1 protein-coding gene and 1 pseudogene are annotated in these 895 nt (G+C 68.0%); one reads left to right on the top strand and one right to left on the bottom strand.

The features are described 5' to 3' along the window. A partial coding sequence (locus EOA60_RS35065; protein WP_164899875.1) for a DUF1499 domain-containing protein occupies positions 1-677 on the top strand: 677 nt, incomplete at its 5' end. A gap of 1 nt (position 678) precedes the next feature. Here EOA60_RS35065 and EOA60_RS35060 read toward each other — a convergent pair. Beyond that, positions 679-895: pseudogene (locus EOA60_RS35060) on the bottom strand (MBL fold metallo-hydrolase); the annotation flags it as partial.

Below are 895 nucleotides of genomic sequence, written 5' to 3'. Positions count from 1 at the left end.
ACCTTGTCGACACCCCGCCTTTCCTGTGGGTGCTGGCGCTCGTTGCGCTGCTTGCGGCGCTCGCGCTGCTGCTCGCCGGGCTTGCACTGTCGAGGCTGTGGAATTTCGGCGACCGCGGCGGCCGCGATCTCAGCGTCGGCGCCCTGCTGGCAGTGCTGGTGCTTGCGCCTTTCGGCATCGCCGCCTACTGGGCGACCGTCTATCCGCCGCTGCGCGACATTTCGACCGACGTCGACGACCCGCCGGCGCTCGACACCAGCGACCGGACAAGCGATATGAACGCGCTGTCGCCGCCGACGCCCGGCGAGCAGAGCCTGCAGGCGGAAGCATATCCGCTGGTTAGCGGGCGCAGCTACAACCTGCCCTTCGAAACCGTGGTCGATGCTGTCGAGACCGTGCTCGACCGGCGGGACTGGCAGCTGACCGCGCCCTATCCCGACATCAACAGCCAGAGCGAGGCGACGATCACCGCGGTCGCGAGAGGCTTGGTGCTCGGTCTGCCGGCAGATGTGGCCATCCGCGTCGCCGACGACGGCGATTCGGTCGTCGTCGACATGCGTTCGGCCTCGCGCTACGGGCGTCATGACTTGGGCGACAATGCCGCCCGTATCACCGATTTCCTCGCCGAGCTCGATCAGGAGGTCGCCGGCCAGGTCGGCGCGGCGCCGGCCGAGTGAGTCAACCGGCAGGCCTGAAAATCCCGTCGATCGCCGGGTCGCCTTCGCTGGCGACGAGACCGCGGGCCACCAAGTCCTCGAGATGCGCGAGAACCGAAAGGCCGGCTGCTCCGTGCAGCCGCGGGTCGGTGTCGCGATAGATCGCCGCGACCATCTCCTTGATGGTTCGGTCGCCGCTCAGGATGCGTTCCAGGATCGCCTGCTCGCGTATCTTGCGA

It is taken from the genome of Mesorhizobium sp. M1A.F.Ca.IN.020.06.1.1, assembly GCF_004023265.1.
Classification (GTDB): Bacteria; Pseudomonadota; Alphaproteobacteria; order Rhizobiales; family Rhizobiaceae; genus Mesorhizobium.
The sequence above is the reverse complement of the archived record's forward strand: the minus strand, read 5'-3'. Positions and strand labels throughout refer to the sequence as shown.